Source organism: Streptomyces sp. NPDC052042, from assembly GCF_044548345.1.
Lineage (GTDB): Bacteria > Actinomycetota > Actinomycetes > Streptomycetales > Streptomycetaceae > Streptomyces.
Window position 1 is genome coordinate 124807 of the sequence record NZ_JBIUBU010000001.1, and the last position, 16902, is coordinate 141708.

15 protein-coding genes are annotated in these 16902 nt (G+C 70.7%); 3 read left to right on the plus strand and 12 right to left on the minus strand.

Going from position 1 to position 16902, the window contains the following annotated elements:
- The first annotated feature begins 2 nt into the window (after positions 1 to 2).
- Genes zwf through pgl form a run of 3 tightly spaced genes read left to right on the plus strand, consistent with a single transcriptional unit; the run spans position 3 to position 3372 of the window.
- The gene (gene zwf, locus ACIHCL_RS00570; protein ID WP_399855192.1) at positions 3 to 1535 is read left to right on the plus strand and encodes a glucose-6-phosphate dehydrogenase; all 1533 of its coding nucleotides are present in this window, start codon (positions 3 to 5) and stop codon (positions 1533 to 1535) included.
- A complete protein-coding gene (gene opcA, locus ACIHCL_RS00575) occupies positions 1532 to 2593 on the plus strand; it encodes a glucose-6-phosphate dehydrogenase assembly protein OpcA (RefSeq protein ID WP_399855195.1) in 1062 nt (353 codons plus the stop codon). The genes zwf and opcA overlap by 4 nt, the downstream gene beginning before the upstream one ends.
- Positions 2590 to 3372, plus strand: a complete 783-nt coding sequence (pgl, locus tag ACIHCL_RS00580) for a 6-phosphogluconolactonase (protein ID WP_399855198.1) — start codon at positions 2590 to 2592, stop codon at positions 3370 to 3372. Before opcA ends, pgl begins: the two co-directional genes overlap by 4 nt.
- Positions 3373 to 3561: 189 nt before the next feature.
- Here pgl and ACIHCL_RS00585 read toward each other — a convergent pair whose 3' ends face one another.
- The 12 genes from ACIHCL_RS00585 to uvrC all read right to left on the minus strand — a co-directional run bounded on the left by ACIHCL_RS00585 (position 3562) and on the right by uvrC (position 16855).
- A complete protein-coding gene (locus tag ACIHCL_RS00585) occupies positions 3562 to 5175 on the minus strand; it encodes a PH domain-containing protein (protein WP_399855200.1) in 1614 nt (537 codons plus the stop codon).
- On the minus strand, positions 5172 to 5675 hold the full coding sequence (locus ACIHCL_RS00590) for a PH domain-containing protein (protein WP_399855202.1): 504 nt from the start codon (positions 5673 to 5675) through the stop codon (positions 5172 to 5174). Before ACIHCL_RS00590 ends, ACIHCL_RS00585 begins: the two co-directional genes overlap by 4 nt.
- Before the next feature lie 4 nt (positions 5676 to 5679).
- The gene (gene pgi / locus ACIHCL_RS00595) at positions 5680 to 7332 is read right to left on the minus strand and encodes a glucose-6-phosphate isomerase (RefSeq protein WP_399855204.1); all 1653 of its coding nucleotides are present in this window, start codon (positions 7330 to 7332) and stop codon (positions 5680 to 5682) included.
- Between the two features lie 197 nt (positions 7333 to 7529).
- A complete protein-coding gene (locus ACIHCL_RS00600) occupies positions 7530 to 7865 on the minus strand; it encodes an RNA polymerase-binding protein RbpA (RefSeq protein WP_073788610.1) in 336 nt (111 codons plus the stop codon).
- A gap of 110 nt (positions 7866 to 7975) precedes the next feature.
- Positions 7976 to 8212 (minus strand): preprotein translocase subunit SecG, encoded by a 237-nt coding sequence (gene secG, locus ACIHCL_RS00605; RefSeq protein WP_351524541.1) that lies wholly within the window; start codon positions 8210 to 8212, stop codon positions 7976 to 7978.
- A 125-nt stretch (positions 8213 to 8337) separates the two neighbouring features.
- Positions 8338 to 9114, minus strand: coding sequence for a triose-phosphate isomerase (gene tpiA, locus ACIHCL_RS00610; protein WP_399855209.1), 777 nt, complete (start codon positions 9112 to 9114; stop codon positions 8338 to 8340).
- A 6-nt stretch (positions 9115 to 9120) separates the two neighbouring features.
- Positions 9121 to 10332: a phosphoglycerate kinase gene (locus tag ACIHCL_RS00615; protein WP_399855211.1), complete on the minus strand. Its 1212-nt coding sequence runs from the start codon at positions 10330 to 10332 to the stop codon at positions 9121 to 9123.
- A 110-nt stretch (positions 10333 to 10442) separates the two neighbouring features.
- A complete protein-coding gene (gene gap / locus ACIHCL_RS00620; RefSeq protein WP_399855214.1) occupies positions 10443 to 11450 on the minus strand; it encodes a type I glyceraldehyde-3-phosphate dehydrogenase in 1008 nt (335 codons plus the stop codon).
- 287 nt (positions 11451 to 11737) lie between these two features.
- Positions 11738 to 12727, minus strand: coding sequence for a DNA-binding protein WhiA (whiA, locus tag ACIHCL_RS00625; RefSeq protein WP_399855217.1), 990 nt, complete (start codon positions 12725 to 12727; stop codon positions 11738 to 11740).
- Positions 12718 to 13752 (minus strand): uridine diphosphate-N-acetylglucosamine-binding protein YvcK, encoded by a 1035-nt coding sequence (yvcK, locus tag ACIHCL_RS00630; protein ID WP_399855220.1) that lies wholly within the window; start codon positions 13750 to 13752, stop codon positions 12718 to 12720. The genes whiA and yvcK overlap by 10 nt, the downstream gene beginning before the upstream one ends.
- Complete coding sequence (rapZ, locus tag ACIHCL_RS00635) at positions 13749 to 14732, minus strand: RNase adapter RapZ (RefSeq protein WP_399855223.1); 984 nt, start codon at positions 14730 to 14732, stop codon at positions 13749 to 13751. The genes yvcK and rapZ overlap by 4 nt, the downstream gene beginning before the upstream one ends.
- Positions 14729 to 16855 carry an excinuclease ABC subunit UvrC gene (uvrC, locus tag ACIHCL_RS00640; protein WP_399855226.1) on the minus strand — a complete coding sequence of 709 codons (2127 nt, stop codon included), beginning with the start codon at positions 16853 to 16855 and terminating at the stop codon, positions 14729 to 14731. The genes rapZ and uvrC overlap by 4 nt, the downstream gene beginning before the upstream one ends.
- Positions 16856 to 16902 lie beyond the last annotated feature (47 nt).

A 16902-nucleotide genomic window follows, 5' to 3' on the forward strand; every position in this document is an offset into this window, starting at 1 on the left:
CCTTGTCTGGTGTTCCCGGAGCCAACCCGCTTCGTGACCCCCAGGACCGACGGCTCCCGCGCATCGCGGGGCCGTCGGGACTGGTGATCTTCGGCGTCACGGGTGATCTGTCCCGTAAGAAGCTCATGCCCGCCGTCTACGACCTGGCCAATCGCGGCCTGCTGCCGCCGGGCTTCTCGCTCGTCGGTTTCGCGCGCCGCGAGTGGCAGGACGAAGACTTCGCGCAGGAGGTCCACGACGCCGTCAAGCAGCATGCCCGTACCCCGTTCCGCGAAGAGGTCTGGCAGCAGCTCATCCAGGGGATGCGCTTCGTCCAGGGCAACTTCGACGACGACGAGGCGTTCGAAACTCTGAAGGCGACGATCCAGGAGCTCGACGAGGAGCAGGGCACGGGTGGCAACTTCGCCTTCTACCTGTCCGTGCCCCCGAAGTTCTTCCCCAAGGTCGTCCAGCAGCTCAAGAAGCACGGCCTCGCCGATCAGAAGGAGGGCTCCTGGCGGCGCGCCGTCATCGAGAAGCCCTTCGGGCACGACCTGCGGAGCGCTCAGGAGCTCAACCGGATCGTGCACGACGTGTTCCCGCCGAACGAGGTCTTCCGGATCGACCACTACCTCGGCAAGGAAACGGTCCAGAACATCCTGGCGCTGCGGTTCGCCAACACGATGTTCGAGCCGATCTGGAACAGGTCGTACGTCGACCACGTCCAGATCACGATGGCCGAGGACATCGGCATCGGCGGCCGGGCCGGCTACTACGACGGCATCGGCGCCGCCCGTGACGTCATCCAGAACCACCTGCTCCAGCTCCTGGCGCTGACCGCGATGGAGGAGCCCGGCTCCTTCCATCCGAAGGCCCTGGTCGCCGAGAAGCTCAAGGTGCTCGCGGCGGTGGACCTGCCGGAGGACCTGGGCAAGCACACGGTGCGCGGCCAGTACGCGCACGCCTGGCAGGGCGGCGAGGAGGTCCGCGGCTATCTGGAGGAGGACGGCATCGACCCCGGGTCGACGACCGACACCTTCGCCGCGATCAAGCTGACGATCAACAACCGCCGCTGGGCGGGCGTGCCGTTCTACCTCCGTACCGGAAAGCGGCTCGGACGCCGGGTCACGGAGATCGCGGTCGTCTTCAAGCGCGCCCCGTACCTGCCCTTCGAGTCCGGCGCGACGAAGGAGCTGGGCGGGAACGCCCTGGTCATCCGGGTCCAGCCGGACGAGGGCGTGACCGTCCGGTTCGGCTCCAAGGTGCCCGGCACCTCGATGGAGGTCCGGGACGTCACGATGGACTTCGCGTACGGCGAGTCCTTCACGGAGTCGAGCCCGGAGGCGTACGAACGGCTCATCCTCGATGTGCTGCTCGGCGACGCCAACCTCTTCCCGCGGCACCAGGAGGTCGAGCTCTCCTGGAACATCCTCGACCCGATCGAGGAGTACTGGGCCGAGCACGGCAAGCCCGCGCAGTACCCGGCGGGCACCTGGGGCCCGGCCGAGGCGGACGAGATGCTCGCACGAGACGGACGGAGCTGGCGCCGGCCATGAAGATCGACCTCACGGAGACCACCTCCAGCAAGATCAACCAGGCGTTGGTGTCCGCCCGGCGCGCCATCGGCACCCCGGCCATCGGCATGGTGCTGACCCTGGTCATCGTCACCGACGAGGAGAACGCGTACGACGCGCTCAAGGCGGCCGGCGACGCCTCCCGCGAGCACCCCTCGCGGATCATCGCGGTGATCAGGCGGGCCTCCCGCTCGCCGCGCAGCCGCCGGGACGCCCGGCTCGACGCCGAGGTCCGGGTCGGCTCCGACGCGGGCACCGGCGAGACGGTCGTGCTGCGCCTGCACGGCGAGCTCGCCAACCACGCCCAGTCGGTGGTCCTGCCGCTGCTCCTGCCGGACGCCCCGGTCGTGGTCTGGTGGCCCCAGGACGCCCCCGCGGAACCGGCGAAGGACCCGCTGGGCGCCCTCGCGCAGCGCCGGATCACGGACGCCTACTCGGCGGAGCAGCCCTGCGGCGAACTCACTCTGCGCGCCCGGTCGTACGCCCCCGGCGACACCGACCTGGCCTGGACCCGCGTCACACCGTGGCGCTCGATGCTGGCCGCCGCGCTCGACCAGCAGCACGCCGAGATCGTCTCGGCGATGGTCGAGGGCGAATCGGAGAACCCGAGCTGCGAACTGCTCGCCATGTGGCTGGCGGACCGGCTTGAGGTCCCGGTCGAGCGGGTCGAGTCCGACGGTCCCGGCCTGACGGCCGTCCGGATGGAGACCGGGAAGGGTGTCATCGTCCTGGACCGGCCGGACGGTTCGATGGCCACGCTCTCGATGCCGGGCCAGCCGGACCGGGCGGTGGCGCTCAAGCGGCGGGAGACCGCCGAACTGCTCGCCGAGGAACTGCGGCGCCTGGACCCGGACAACACCTACGAGTCGACGGTGAGGTTCGGGGTGGAGAAGCTCGGCGCCCCGGCGGCGCCGAAGCCCGCCGCCCCGGAGCCGGCGAAGGCGGCCGAGCCGGCGGATTCGGCGGATTCGGCCCCCGCCCAGGCCGCCACGAAGAAGGCCCCGGCCAAGTCCTCGGCCAAGAAGGCGGCGTCGAAGTGAGTGCCCCTCAGCTGGTCGTGCACCGGGACAAGGAACTGATGGCGCAGGCCGCCGCGGCCCGGCTGATCACGAAGGTGGTCGACGCCCAGGCCGCGCGCGGTCACGCCTCGGTGGTCCTCACCGGCGGGCGCAACGGCAACGGTCTGCTGGCCGCCCTCGCCTCGGCGCCCGCCCGGGACGCGATCGACTGGTCGCGGCTCGACCTGTGGTGGGGCGACGAGCGGTTCCTGCTGGAGGGTGACCCGGAGCGCAATGTCACTCAGGCCCGTGAGGCGCTGCTGGACGCGGTGCCGCTGGATCCGTCGCGGGTGCACGCCATGCCCGCGTCGGACGGTCCCTGGGGCGGCGACGCGGACACGGCGGCGGCCGCCTACGCCGCCGAACTGGCCGCCGCGGCCGGTCCGGAGGACCACGGCCCGGTGCCGACGTTCGACGTGCTCATGCTGGGCGTCGGCCCGGACACGCACGTGGCCTCGCTCTTCCCGGAACTGCCCGCGGTACGGGAGACCGAACGCACCGTCGTCGGTGTGCACGGCGCTCCCAAGCCGCCGCCCACCCGTGTCTCGCTGACGCTGCCCGCGATCCGGGCCGCCCGCGAGGTGTGGCTGCTGGCCGCGGGTGAGGACAAGGCGGAGGCCGCGGAGATCGCGCTCTCGGGCGCCGGGGAGATCCAGGCCCCGGCGGCCGGGGCGTACGGCCGTGCCCGGACGCTCTGGCTGCTGGACGCCCCGGCGGCCTCGCGGCTGCCGCGCGCCCTGTATCCGCCGGCCTCGTCCTGAACGGTCGTCGGTTCCACTGCCCGCGGGCCCGGTTCGCTTCTCGAAGCGGCCGGGCCCGCGGTCGTTTCCGTCCGCCGCCGTGCCCGGGGCGGTCGGCCGGAGGTGTCCCGGGCGCGGGGCGTACCCGTACGGTCGGGGCGCCGTGGTCGTACCGGGACCGGGCCGCGCCGGGCGCGCGTCCTCGCGGTCTCAGCCGGTCGGCGGGGTGCGCTCCAGAAAGGGCTCCAGCAGGCCGGGGACGGCCCGGGAAGCGAAGTCGAGGCCTTCGCTCGCGTCCGCGTCGTACGCCGTGTACGCTCCCGCCCCGGCAGCCGTCGTCGCGGTGATGCGGAGCACCCCGGAGCGCCGCTGGAAATACGTCTGCCGGACCGTCCAGCCGATGACGCCGGCCCGCTCCAGCGCGGCGGTGGAGCGTCTGAGCGTGCCGGACCGGACCACCAGGTAGTCGCCGCTGAGCATGTGGCCCAGTGCCCAATAGGCGTCCCGGGCCAGGAACAGCCCCAGCGGCAGCCCCACGACCGCGCAGCCGAGCGCCACCCAGAGCAGGACGGGGGTCAGCAGGGCTCCCAGCACGGCCAGGACGAGGACGGGCACGGCGACGGCGACCAGCGCCCGGCGCAGCCGCCGCCCCCGGGCCGCCGGGGGGTGACCGGTCAGCGCGGCGCCGGTCGGGGGGACCGCTTCGCGCAGGACGTCGGCGGCCACGGCGTCGGCCACGGAACGGGGCGCGGCGGGCAGCAGCGTGTCGTGGGCGCGGTGGTGCTCCTCGCCGTCCTTGGCGAGTCCGGTGGTGATCGCGTCGACCCGGGCGGCACCGAACAGCCGGACACCGAGGGGTTCGACGAGATCGACACCGCGCAGTCGGCGTTCCTCGATGGAGACGGAGCGGGAGGTCAGCAGACCGCGCCGGAGGCGCAGGGTGCCGCCCGGTTCGCGCTCCAGCCGGTAGTTCCACCACATCTCGATCCACAGGCCGAGCGCGCCGACGACCCCGGCGGCCAGCACGGCGAGGGCGAGGATCCCGATCACTGCGGGCAGCGCGGTGTCCCGGAACCGGTCGCCGGCCCAGTCGATGACCTTTCCCTGTGCCCCGAACCAGTCGCTGACCTGCATCACCGCACCGGCCGCCGCGCCGCCGAGCGCCGGGGCGACGAACGACACCGGCGCGTAGCGGATCCAACGCGGATCGAGGACGGCGAGACGGCCCTCGCGATGGGTGCCCGGGGCGCCCGCGGCGCCGCGTTCCAGCAGTTCGCGGCGGAGCCGTTCGCCCTCCGCCCTGGAGACCGGGTCGAGTTCCAGGGTGGAGTCGCTGCCGGAGTGTTCGCCGGTGCCGATGCGGACGGTGACCAGACCGAGGACCCGTTGCAGGAGGTGTGCGGTGAGGTCGACGCTGCGGACGCGCTCACGGGCCAGTGAGCGCTTCTTGACCATGAACAGCCCCGTGTGCAGTTCGACCCGTTCGGTGCCGACGTGGTAGCGGGTGCGGCGCCACCGCACGAGGTCGCCCGCCGTGGCGCAGCCGATCAGCCCGAGGGCACCGGCCACCACCAGGGCCACCGCCGTCACCGGCCCGTACCGCCCGGCCAGCCCGAGCGTGACGGGCACCGCGGCACCGGCCGCCACACCGCCCGTGAGCAGCGCGCTCACGAGGATGGTGCGCCGGTCCAGCCGCCGCCAGTCCGGGTCGGCCGTGGCCGCGCCCGTGTCGGCGGCCGTGGCCGCCGCGGTGCCGTCGAGGGCGGCGCCGCTGCCGTCGTCGTCGCCCGCTCCGGCCGATGAAGCGGTCGCCTCCGCGCTCATGTGGCGTCCCCGGGAGTGTCCTGGGTGATGCGGGTGAGCCGCTCGGCCAGTTCGGCCGCCAGCTCGTGGCCCAGTCCCGTGATCCGTACCGCTCCCTTGGACGAGGCGGTGGTCACGGTGACGGTGGCGAGCCGGTAGAGCTGTTCGAGCGGCCCGCGCACGGTGTCGACGGTCTGGATGCGGGACATCGGGGCGATCCGCCACTCCTGCCGGAAGACCCCGGTCCGGACGTACACCGCCTCGTCGGTGACCTCCCAGCGGTGGGTGCGAAACCACCAGAGGGGGAAGAGGACGGCGCAGCCGGCGCCGAGGACCGCGAGCACCGCGGCCGGCAGCAGCAGCCAGAACCGGGCCGGCTCGATGGCCACGCCCAGCACGACGAGGACCACCACGGGCACCGCGGTCAGCACCAGCCACTGGGCGCGCCACCAGCCGACCGCCCTCGGGTCCAGGGTGTTGTTCGGCGGCCTCAGCCGCACCGTACGCTCCCCCTCGCTCATCGGTTCAACGCCCCCTGCGGGCACGGTACGCCCCGACCAGGGCCGCGGTGGAGCCGTCCAGCCCCTCGCCGCCGCTGCCGTCGGTGAGCACCGGCCCGATCCTCTTGGCGAGGACCTTTCCGAGTTCGACGCCCCACTGGTCGAAGGAGTCGATGTTCCAGACGGCGCCCTGGACGAAGACCTTGTGCTCGTACAGCGCGATGAGCTGGCCGAGGACGGACGGTGTCAGCCGGTCGGCGAGGATGGTCGTCGTCGGGTGGTTGCCCTTGAACGTCTTGTGCGGCACGAGTTCCTCGGCGACGCCCTCGGCGCGGACCTCGTCCGGCGTCTTGCCGAAGGCCAGTGCCTGGGTCTGGGCGAAGAAGTTGGCCATCAGCGGATCGTGCTGGGCCGCCAGACCGGGCGGCAGGTCCTCGACCGGCTCGGCGAAGCCGATGAAGTCGGCCGGGATGACCTTGGTGCCCTGGTGGATGAGCTGGTAGTAGGCGTGCTGCCCGTTGGTGCCGGGGGTGCCCCAGACGACCGGTCCGGTCTGCCAGTCGACAAGGCGGCCGTCCCGGTCCACGGACTTGCCGTTGGACTCCATGTCCAACTGCTGCAAGTACGCGGTGAACTTGGACAGATAGTGGCTGTACGGCAGCACGGCATGCGACTGGGCGTCGAAGAAGGCCCCGTACCAGACGCCCAACAGGCCCATCAGCAGCGGGGCGTTGGCCTCGGCGGGGGCGGTGCGGAAGTGCTCGTCGATGTGGTGGAAGCCGTCGAGCATCTCGCGGAACCGGTCCGGGCCGATCCCGATCATCAGGGAGAGGCCGATGGCGGAGTCGTACGAGTAGCGGCCGCCGACCCAGTCCCAGAACTCGAACATGTTCGCGGTGTCGATGCCGAACTCCGCGACCTTCGCGGCGTTGGTGGAGAGCGCCACGAAGTGCTTGGCGACCGCTTCCTGACCGGCGTTCAGACCGGTCAGCAGCCAGTCGCGGGCGGAGGTCGCGTTGGTGATGGTCTCGATCGTGGTGAAGGTCTTCGACGCGATGACGAAGAGCGTCTCGGCGGGGTCGAGATCGCACACCGCCTCGTGGAGGTCGGCGCCGTCGACGTTGGACACGAAGCGGACGGTGAGCGAGCGGTCGGTGAAGGAGCGCAGCGCCTCGTGGGCCATGGCGGGGCCGAGGTCGGAGCCGCCGATGCCGACGTTGACGACGTTCCTGATGCGCTTGCCGGTGTGACCGGTCCACTCCCCCGACCGGACGCGGTCGGAGAAGGCCCCCATCTTGTCGAGCACGGCGTGCACGTCCGGTACCACGTTCTCGCCGTCGACCTCGATCACCGCGTCGCGCGGGGCACGCAGCGCGGTGTGCAGGACGGCGCGGTCCTCGGTGGTGTTGATCTTCTCGCCGCGGAACATCGCGGCCCGCAGCTCCGCCACTCCGGTGGCGGCGGCGAGGTCGCGCAGGAGCCGCAGCGCCGTGTCGTCGATCAGGTGCTTGGAGTAGTCGATGTACAGGTCGCCGACCCGAAGGGCGTATCGGGTGCCACGCTGCGGATCGTCGGCGAAGAGCTGCCGCAGGTGGGTGTCCCCGAGCTGCTCACGGTGCTTGCCCAGAGCCGCCCACTCGGGGGTCTGGTTGAGACGGGTTCGGTTCGGTGTGTTCATACCGGATGTCAGCCCACTTCTTCTCGTGTTTGCAGATGCCCCGCCGGTTCCTCAACCTAATTGATCGCAGGGGCCGACGAGGCGACCACGAGGTGCGGCACCGGTGGACGCACTACGGCCGGGCCCCTCTCGGGTACCCGGCCGGTGGTTCGGTGCCGTAACCGGCGGCCGACGGGCGGACGGTGCCGGTCGCGGCGCTAGATCTCGCCCCGGAGTTTCGCCAGGGCCTCGGCGAGGATGGCCTCGCCGTCCGCGTCGCTGCGCCGCTCGCGCACGTACGCGAGGTGCGTCTTGTACGGCTCGGTCCGCGGCGGATCGGGCGGGCAGTCCCGGTCCTGGCCGGCCGGGAAACCACAGCGCGGGCAGTCCCACGTCTCGGGTACCTGCGCGTCACTGGCGAAGCTCGGCTGCGTCTCGTGCCCGTTCGAGCACCAGAAGGAGATGCGGAGACGCGGTGCGGACTCGCCCCGCTCGGCCTCCCCCATCGGCCCCGCCCCGACCCGGCTCCCCCGGATCGCGTTGCCACTTGCCACGGTCGTAACTCCCCTGCGTGATGGTGCTCGAAGATGCCCCAGTCTACGTAAGGCCCAACGCGCGTCCAGTGAAAGGAGTTACACCCTCACCGGCATTCGCCCACGATGCGTCAGCTGTCCAGCTTGATCAGCAGGCCCAGCACGACGATGCACGCGAACCAGAGCAGCCCCACAACCACCGTGATCCGGTCGAGGTTGCGCTCCGCGACCGAGGAACCACCCACGGACGACTGCATGCCACCGCCGAACATGTCGGAGAGACCCCCGCCCTTTCCCTTGTGCATCAGCACCAGCAGCATCAGCAGCAGGCTGAAGACGATCAGGGCGATCTCGAACCCCAAAATCACGGCTGGTCCCTAACTTTCCGGAGTCCTCTGGACTGCATGTGGACTGCATTGCGAGCAACGGGGGCCGGGTGGCTGAGCCCTTCCCGGCCCCCGCAAGGGTACGACGGATCCGCGCTACCGCATACTCACTGGTCGCGGAAGCGGACGATCTTGACGAACTCGTCGGCGTCGAGCGAGGCACCGCCGACCAGCGCGCCGTCCACGTCGGGCTTCTCCATGATCTCGGCGACGTTCCCGGACTTCACGGAGCCGCCGTACTGGATGCGGATCCTGTCGGCCACGTCCTGGGAGTACAGCTCGGCGAGGCGGCCGCGGATCGCCGCGCAGACCTCCTGGGCGTCGTCGGCGCCGCAGACCTTGCCGGTGCCGATCGCCCAGACCGGCTCGTACGCGATCACGATCGACTCGGCCTGCTCGGCGGGCAGGTCCTTGAGGCCGCCCTCGACCTGGGCGAGCGTGTGCGGGACGTGGTCACCCGCCTCGCGGACGGCCAGTTCCTCGCCGACGCAGAGGATCGGGGTCAGGCCGTGCTTGTAGGCGGCCTTCACCTTGCCGTTGCAGATCTCGTCGGTCTCGCCGTGGTACTGGCGGCGCTCGCTGTGCCCGACGGCGACATAGGTGCACTTCAGCTTGGCGAGCATCGGGCCGGAGATCTCACCGGTGTACGCGCCGGAGTCGTGCGCCGAGATGTCCTGGGCGCCGTACTTGATCCGCAGCTTGTCGCCGTCGACCAGGGTCTGCACGGAGCGCAGGTCGGTGAAGGGCGTCAGGACGGCGACCTCGACGGCGTCGTAGTCCTTGTCGGACAGGGAGAAGGCGAGCTTCTGGACGTGGGCGATGGCCTCCAGGTGGTTGAGGTTCATCTTCCAGTTGCCCGCCATCAGCGGGGTGCGGGTGGTCATGAGAGGTCAGTCCTCCAGAGCGGCGAGGCCGGGAAGCGTCTTGCCCTCAAGATATTCGAGGCTGGCGCCGCCACCGGTCGAGATGTGTCCGAATGCGTTTTCGTCGAAGCCCAGGGTGCGGACGGCCGCGGCGGAATCGCCACCGCCGACCACGCTGAAGCCCGAGGAGTCGGCGAGGGCCTGGGCCACGGCCCGGGTGCCCTCGGCGTAGTCGGGGTGCTCGAAGACGCCCATGGGACCGTTCCAGAAGACGGTGGCCGCATCGGCGAGCTTCGAGGCGTACAGCCTGTTGGTCTCGGGGCCGTTGTCGAGGCCCATGAAACCGGCCGGGATGGCGTCCGCCGGCACCGTGCGGTGCTCGGTCGGGGCCTTGGCCCCGAGGTCGGGGAACTGCTCGGAGACGACGACGTCCACGGGCAGCACGAACTCCACGCCCTTGTCCTCGGCGCGCTTCAGGTACTCCAGCACCACCGGGATCTGCTCCTCCTGGAGGAGGGAGCTGCCGACCTCGTGCCCCTGGGCCTTGAGGAAGGTGTACGCCATGCCGCCGCCGATGAGGATACGGTCGGCGCGCTCCAGCAGGTGGTCGATGACACCGAGCTTGTCGGAGACCTTGGACCCGCCGAGCACGACGGCGTACGGGCGCTCGACCTTCTCGGTGAGCTTCTTCAGGACGCCGACCTCGGTGGCGATCAGGTCGCCGGCGGCGTGCGGCAGCCGGGCGGGGAGGTCGAAGACCGAGGCGTGCTTGCGGTGCACGGCGCCGAAGCCGTCCCCCACATACACATCGGCGAGTTCGGCGAGCCGGTCGGCGAACTCGCCGCGCTCGGCGTCGTCCTTGGACGTCTCGCCGGGATTGAAGCGGAGGTTCTCCAGGACGGCGACGCGGCCGTCGGTGAGCGCGGCGACCGCGGCCCGTGCGGACTCGCCGACCGTGTCGGTCGCGAAGGCCACGTCGGCGCCGATGATCTCGCCGAGCCGGGCTGCGGCGGGAGCCAGGGAGAACGCCGGGTCGGGGGCGCCCTTCGGGCGGCCCAGGTGCGAGGCGACGACGATCCGCGCCCCGGCCGCGACGAGCTTCTCCACGGTCGGCGCGACGGCGCGGATGCGCCCGTCGTCGGTGATGGTGGTGCCGCTCAGCGGCACGTTGAGGTCGGCGCGGACGAATACGCGCTTGCCGGTGACCCCTTCGGAGAGGAGTTCGTCGATCGTCTTCATTCCTGCTGGACTCCTTGGGAGGACGAGAGAACGTGCGTCGGGGCCCGAACGGCGCGACGCTGCGCCGTTCGGGCCCCATACTCACATCGTGGTGCCTGCCGACTCGACGGTCAGAGACGGCTGCCGACGAAGACCGTCAGGTCGACGAGGCGGTTGGAGTAGCCCCACTCGTTGTCGTACCAGCCGATGATCTTGACCTGCGAGCCCTCCGCCATGGTCAGCAGGGAGTCGAAGGTGCAGGACGCCGGGTCCGACACGATGTCCGAAGAAACGATCGGGTCCTCGGTGTAGAACAGCCGGCCCTTCAGCGGGCCTTCCTCGGAGGCCTTCTGGAAAGCGGCGTTGACCTCGTCGCGGGTCACCTCGCGCTCCAGAGTGACCACGAGGTCGGTGACCGAACCGGTCGGGACGGGGACACGCATCGCGAGACCGTCGAGCTTGCCCTTGAGCTGAGGGAGCACCAGGGCGGTCGCCTTGGCGGCGCCGGTGGTCGTCGGGATGATGTTCTGCGCGGCGGCGCGGGCGCGGCGCAGGTCGGAGTGCGGGAAGTCCAGGATGCGCTGGTCGTTCGTGTACGCGTGGACCGTCGTCATCAGGCCCTTGACGATGCCGAAGCTCTCGTCCAGGACCTTCGCCATCGGCGCCACGCAGTTGGTGGTGCAGGAGGCGTTGGAGATGACGTGGTGGTTGGCCGCGTCGTACTTGTCCTCGTTGACGCCCATCACGATCGTGATGTCCTCGCCCTTGGCCGGAGCCGAGATGAGGACCTTCTTGGCGCCACCGGCGATGTGCTTCTCGGCGTCCGCCTTCTTGGTGAAGATGCCGGTCGACTCGACGACGATGTCGACGCCCAGCTCGCCCCAGGGGATGTCGGCAGGATTGCGCTCGGAGAGGACTTTGATGGTGTGACCGTCGACGGTGATGCTGTCGGCGGTGTGGCTGACCTCGGCATCCAGACGACCCAGAATGGTGTCGTACTTCAGAAGGTGGGCCGTGGTCGCAGTGTCACCCAGGTCGTTGACAGCCACGATCTCAATGTCCGCACCCTGCTTCAGCAGCGCGCGGAAGTAGTTACGACCGATGCGGCCAAAGCCGTTGATGCCTACGCGGATCGTCACGAACCGATCTCCTCGTCAGGTACGCCGAATTCCTAGGAACCGGCGAGTTGTATATGGATGTCCCCGACCGCCTCCGACCCTACCTCTCCGAGGGGCGGGGAGTGACATCGAACGGGCCCGGGCAGAGCCGCGGAGGCCCGTACTCCTCGGTAGGAGTACGGGCCTCCGGAGACATGGCCGCTCACCGGGCGGGCGATCACAGAGCGTCAACACACGTACGTGTAGCGCACGTTCCGCATTCAGCCGGTTTCTTGCCTTTCGGCTCACCTCACGAAGCGATAGTCAGGTCATCCCACGAGACCGTCGGCGAGTTCGTCACTGAGAGTGGACTCCGTACCGGGGATGCCCAGTTCCTGGGCCCGCTTGTCGGCCATCGCCAGCAGTCGGCGGATGCGGCCGGCGACCGCGTCCTTGGTCAGCGGCGGGTCGGCGAGCGCGCCCAGCTCCTCCAGGGACGCCTGCTTGTGCTCCATGCGCAGCCGGCCGGCCGCGGCGAGATGATCGGGAACGTCCTCCCCGAGGATCTCCAGCGCGCGCCCCACCCGGGCGCCCGCGGCGACCGCCGCCCGCGCGGAACGGCGCAGGTTGGCGTCGTCGAAGTTGGCGAGCCGGTTGGCGGTGGCGCGGACCTCGCGGCGCATCCTCCGCTCTTCCCAGGCCAGCACCGACTCATGGGCGCCGAGCCGGGTGAGCAGGGCGCCGATCGCATCCCCGTCGCGGACGACGACCCGGTCCACCCCCCGCACCTCGCGGGCCTTCGCCGCGATGGAGAGCCTGCGCGCCGCGCCGACCAGGGCGAGCGCCGCCTCCGGTCCCGGACATGTCACCTCCAGGGAGGAGGAGCGGCCTGGTTCGGTGAGCGAACCGTGCGCCAGGAAGGCCCCGCGCCAGGCGGCCTCGGCGTCGCAGGTGGCCCCGGAGACCACCTGCGGGGGCAGTCCGCGGATGGGACGGCCGCGGCCGTCCACCAGACCGGTCTGGCGGGCCAGCTGATCGCCGCCCGCCACGACGCGCACGACGTAGCGGGAGCCGCGGCGAAGCCCACCGGGGGCCATCACGATCAGCTCCGAGCTGTGACCGAAGATCTCGAGGATGTCGCGCTTCAGCCGGCGCGCGGCCATCGCGGTGTCCAGCTCCGCCTCGATCACAATCCGGCCGCTCACCAGGTGCAGCCCGCCCGCGAACCGAAGAATCGACGAGACCTCCGCCTTCCTGCAGCAGGTCCGGGTCACGGGAAGCCTGGAGACTTCGTCCTTCACCGCCGGCGTCATCGCCATGGGCCGATCCTTCCATGCATCCGAAAAATACGGTCGTACGCGGCGGCCAACAGCTCCGGATCATGGATCGGAACGCCGTCGGGTGAGGCCACCGGCGCCAGCTCGACCGCTGCGCCGAGCCGCTTGGCGGCATCGACGAGGGACTCGCGATCGGGCACGGCAGCTTCGTCGGCCAGTACCACGTCCATGGCGAGTTTAGGGGCGTGTCGTCCCAAAACCTCCAAATGACGCTGCGGAGAGAAGCCATCAGTTTCGCCGGGTTGCGGCGCGAGATTGAGCGAGAGGACCTTGCGGGCCTTCGTCTCGACCAGTGCTTCGAGCAGTTCCGGGACGAGCAGGTGCGGGATCACGGAGGAGAACCAGGACCCCGGACCGAGCACCACCCAGTCGGCGTCCAGGACGGCGGCGACCGCCTCGGGGACGGCCGGCGGGTCCTGCGGGACGACGTGGACGGACTGCACCTCGCCCGGGGTCAGCGCCACCGTGGCCTGACCGCGCACGGTGTCCACGTCGTCCGGGCGGGCCGGGTCGTGTCCCCGTACGAACGCCTGGAGCTCCAGCGGGACGGCGGACATGGGCAGCACCCGGCCATGTGCCCCGAGCAGCTTGCCGACCAGGTCCAGGGCCTGGACATGGTCGCCGAGCTGTTCCCACAGGGCGACGATCAGCAGATTGCCGACCGCGTGCTCGTGCAGGTCGCCCTTGGACTGGAAGCGGTGCTGGATGACCCGGGCCCAGGTCTGGCCCCATTCGTCGTCACCGCACAGGGCGGCCAGCGCCTTGCGCAGGTCGCCGGGCGGCAGTACGCCGAGCTCCTCGCGGAGCCGACCGCTGGAGCCGCCGTCGTCGGCGACGGTGACCACCGCCGTGAGGTCGCCGGTGATCCGGCGGAGTGCCGCCAGCGAAGCGGACAGCCCCTGGCCGCCGCCGAGCGCGACGACCTTGGGCTGGGTACCGCGTTTGCGGCCGGACAGCGCGGAGGTGGCTCTGCGCAGCCGGCGCAGGCGCTGGTTGCGGCTGGTCACTCGCGCCCCATGTCCCGGTGCACCAGAACGGTCTCGACCCCTTCGGACGCGAGCCTGGCCGCGAGCTTCTCGGACATGGCGACCGAGCGGTGCTTCCCGCCCGTGCAGCCGACGGCGATCGTCACGTACCGCTTGCCCTCGCGGCGGTACCCGGCGGCGACGAGATGGAGCAGTTCCGTGTACTGGTTGAGGAACTCCTTGGCGCCGGGCTGGTCGAAGACGTAGGCGGAGACCTCCTCGTTGAGCCCGGTGAACGGGCGCAGTTCGGGGACCCAGTGCGGGTTGGGCAGGAAGCGGCAGTCGACCACCAGGTCGGCGTCGACCGGAAGGCCGTACTTGTAGCCGAACGACATCACCGTGGCGCGCAGCTCCGGCTCCTCCTCGCCGGCGAACTGGGCGTCCATCTTGGCGCGCAGCTCGTGCACGTTGAGGCTGGAGGTGTCGATCACCAGGTCGGCGTCGCCGCGCAGCTCGCGCAGCAGATCGCGCTCGGCGGCGATGCCGTCGACGATCCGCCCGTCGCCCTGGAGGGGGTGCGGCCGGCGGACCGACTCGAACCGGCGGACCAGTGCGTCGTCGGAGGACTCCAGGAAGACGATCCGGCGGGTGACGTGCCGCGCGTCCAGATCGGCGAGGGAATCGCGGAGGTTGTCGAAGAACCGGCGGCCCCGCACATCGACGACGACGGCGATGCGCGCCACGTTGCCCTGGGAGCGGGCGCCCAGCTCGACCATGGTGGGGATCAGGGCGGGCGGCAGGTTGTCGACGACGAACCAGCCGAGGTCCTCCAGACACTTGGCCGCGGTACTGCGCCCGGCGCCCGACATCCCGGAGATGATGACCAGCTCGGGGATGGCCGCGTTCCCGTCGCCGTTGTCGTTCGTGCTGCCCGTGCTCACGTGTCCTGCTCCGTCTGTTCGGTCGGTGCCGTCGTGCTCGGTCCGGCGTTCGGATTCGGTGGTGTGTTCGTGCTCGGTCATGTCGTACTGCCCCCGTCGTTCTCTTCGATGATCTCTCCGGTCGCCGTGTTCACGGCAGGTGCGGCCGGGGCCGTCGAGGCCAGGGCGACGGCCACCGACTCCGCCGTCCGGCGACCTATCCCCGGGACCGCGCAGATCTCGTCGATTGTCGCCTGCCTCAGTTTCTTCACTGAGCCGAAATGCTTGATCAGCGCCTGCTTCCTGGTCTCCCCGAGGCCGACCACGGCGTCCAGTGGGCCGGAGCGGATGCGTTTGGCCCGCTTGGCGCGCTGGTACGTGATCGCGAACCGGTGGGCCTCGTCGCGCACCCGTTGGAGGAGGTAGAGGCCCTCGCTCGACCGGGGCAGGACGACGGGGTCGTCGTCGTCCGGCAGCCAGACCTCTTCGAGCCGCTTGGCGAGGCCGCATACGGCGATGTCGTCGATGCCCAGTTCGTCGAGGGCCCGTCTGGCCGCCGCGACCTGGGGCCGGCCGCCGTCGACCACGACGAGCTGGGGCGGGTAGGCGAACCGTTTGGGACGGCCGTCGTCCTCGCGGAGCTCACCGGCCGCGTCGGTCCCGCCGTCCGGGAGGGGACCACCGGTCCCGGCCGCCACCGGAAGGCCGTCCGGGACGGGATCGGTCGGAGCGGGATCGGTCAGGGCGGGATCGTCCGGGGCGAGGCCGCTCGGGGACGTGGTGGGGTCCGCCGGGGCGGATGCCTCCGCCCACTCCCCCGTCCGCTCCTTCTCCTGGAGGTACCGCTTGAAGCGGCGGCCGACCACCTCGTGCATCGACCGGACGTCGTCCTGGCCCTCGAATCCCTTGATCTGGAACCGACGGTACTCGCTCTTGCGGGCCAGCCCGTCCTCGAAGACGACCATGGACGCGACCACGTCGTCGCCCTGGAGGTGCGAGACGTCGTAGCACTCGATGCGCAGCGGGGCGGAGTCGAGGCCGAGGGCCTCGGCGATCTCCTCCAGGGCGCGGGAGCGGGTCGTCAGATCGGAGGCGCGCTTGGTCTTGTGCAGGGCCAGGGCCTGCTGGGCGTTGCGCTGGACCGTCGCCATCAGGTCCTTCTTGTCGCCGCGCTGCGGGATACGCAGGCTGACCTGGGAGCCGCGGCGGGCGGCGAGCCACTGGGAGACGGCGTCCGGGTCCTCGGGCAGGGCCGGGACGAGGACCTCCTTGGGGACGGCGTCGCCCGTCTCCTCGCCGTACAGCTGTTGCAGGGCGTGCTCGACCAGACCCGAGATGTCGACGTTCTCCACCCTGTCGGTGACCCAGCCGCGCTGCCCGCGCACCCGGCCTCCGCGCACATGGAAGATCTGGACGGCGGCTTCGAGCTCGTCCTCGGCGACCGCGATCAGGTCGGCGTCGGTGGCGTCGGCGAGAACGACGGCGCTCTTCTCCATGGCGCGCTTCAGTGCCTCGACGTCGTCGCGGAGCCGTGCCGCCCGTTCGTACTCCATCTCCTCGGCCGCCGCCATCATGTCCTTCTCCAAGCGGCGGATGTACGTGCCGGTCCGGCCCGCCATGAAGTCGCAGAAACCGTCCGCGAGTTCGCGGTGCTCCTCGGGGGTGACCCGGCCGACGCAGGGGGCCGAGCACTTGCCGATGTAGCCGAGGAGGCACGGGCGGCCGGTCCTGGCCGCGTTCTTGAAGACCCCGGCGGAGCAGGTGCGCACGGGGAAGACCCGGAGCATCAGGTCGACCGTCTCGCGGATCGCCCAGGCGTGCCCGTAGGGGCCGAAGTAGCGCACGCCCTTCTTCTTGGCCCCGCGCATGACCTGGACGCGCGGGAACTCCTCGTCGAGCGTGACCGCGAGGTACGGGTAGCTCTTGTCGTCGCGGTACTTGACGTTGAACCGCGGGTCGTACTCCTTGATCCAGGAGTACTCCAGCTGGAGGGCCTCGACCTCCGTGGAGACGACGGTCCATTCCACCGACGCGGCCGTGGTGACCATCGTGCGCGTACGCGGATGGAGGGCGGCCAGGTCCTGGAAGTAGTTGGCCAGCCGCTGGCGCAGGTTCTTGGCCTTGCCGACGTAGATCACCCGGCGGTGCTCGTCGCGGAACCTGTAGACCCCCGGGGAGTCGGGGATCTGTCCCGGCTTGGGTCGGTAGCTGGAGGGGTCTGCCATGTGTCCCACCCTACTTGCGGGCAGTGACAGTACGGCCGGCACGGGCG

Bases quoted from the DNA above. Each gene is read 5' to 3' on its own strand.
- ACIHCL_RS00590 (WP_399855202.1), bottom strand. From the start codon at position 5,675: ATGAGCGAGGGGGAGCGTACGGTGCGGCTGAGGCCGCCGAACAACACC.
- uvrC (WP_399855226.1), bottom strand. From the start codon at position 16,855: ATGGCAGACCCCTCCAGCTACCGACCCAAGCCGGGACAGATCCCCGAC.
- ACIHCL_RS00615 (WP_399855211.1), bottom strand. From the start codon at position 10,332: ATGAAGACGATCGACGAACTCCTCTCCGAAGGGGTCACCGGCAAGCGC.
- opcA (WP_399855195.1), top strand. From the start codon at position 1,532: ATGAAGATCGACCTCACGGAGACCACCTCCAGCAAGATCAACCAGGCG.
- ACIHCL_RS00585 (WP_399855200.1), bottom strand. From the start codon at position 5,175: ATGAGCGCGGAGGCGACCGCTTCATCGGCCGGAGCGGGCGACGACGAC.
- whiA (WP_399855217.1), bottom strand. From the start codon at position 12,727: ATGGCGATGACGCCGGCGGTGAAGGACGAAGTCTCCAGGCTTCCCGTG.
- pgi (WP_399855204.1), bottom strand. From the start codon at position 7,332: ATGAACACACCGAACCGAACCCGTCTCAACCAGACCCCCGAGTGGGCG.
- rapZ (WP_399855223.1), bottom strand. From the start codon at position 14,732: ATGACCGAGCACGAACACACCACCGAATCCGAACGCCGGACCGAGCAC.
- tpiA (WP_399855209.1), bottom strand. From the start codon at position 9,114: ATGACCACCCGCACCCCGCTGATGGCGGGCAACTGGAAGATGAACCTC.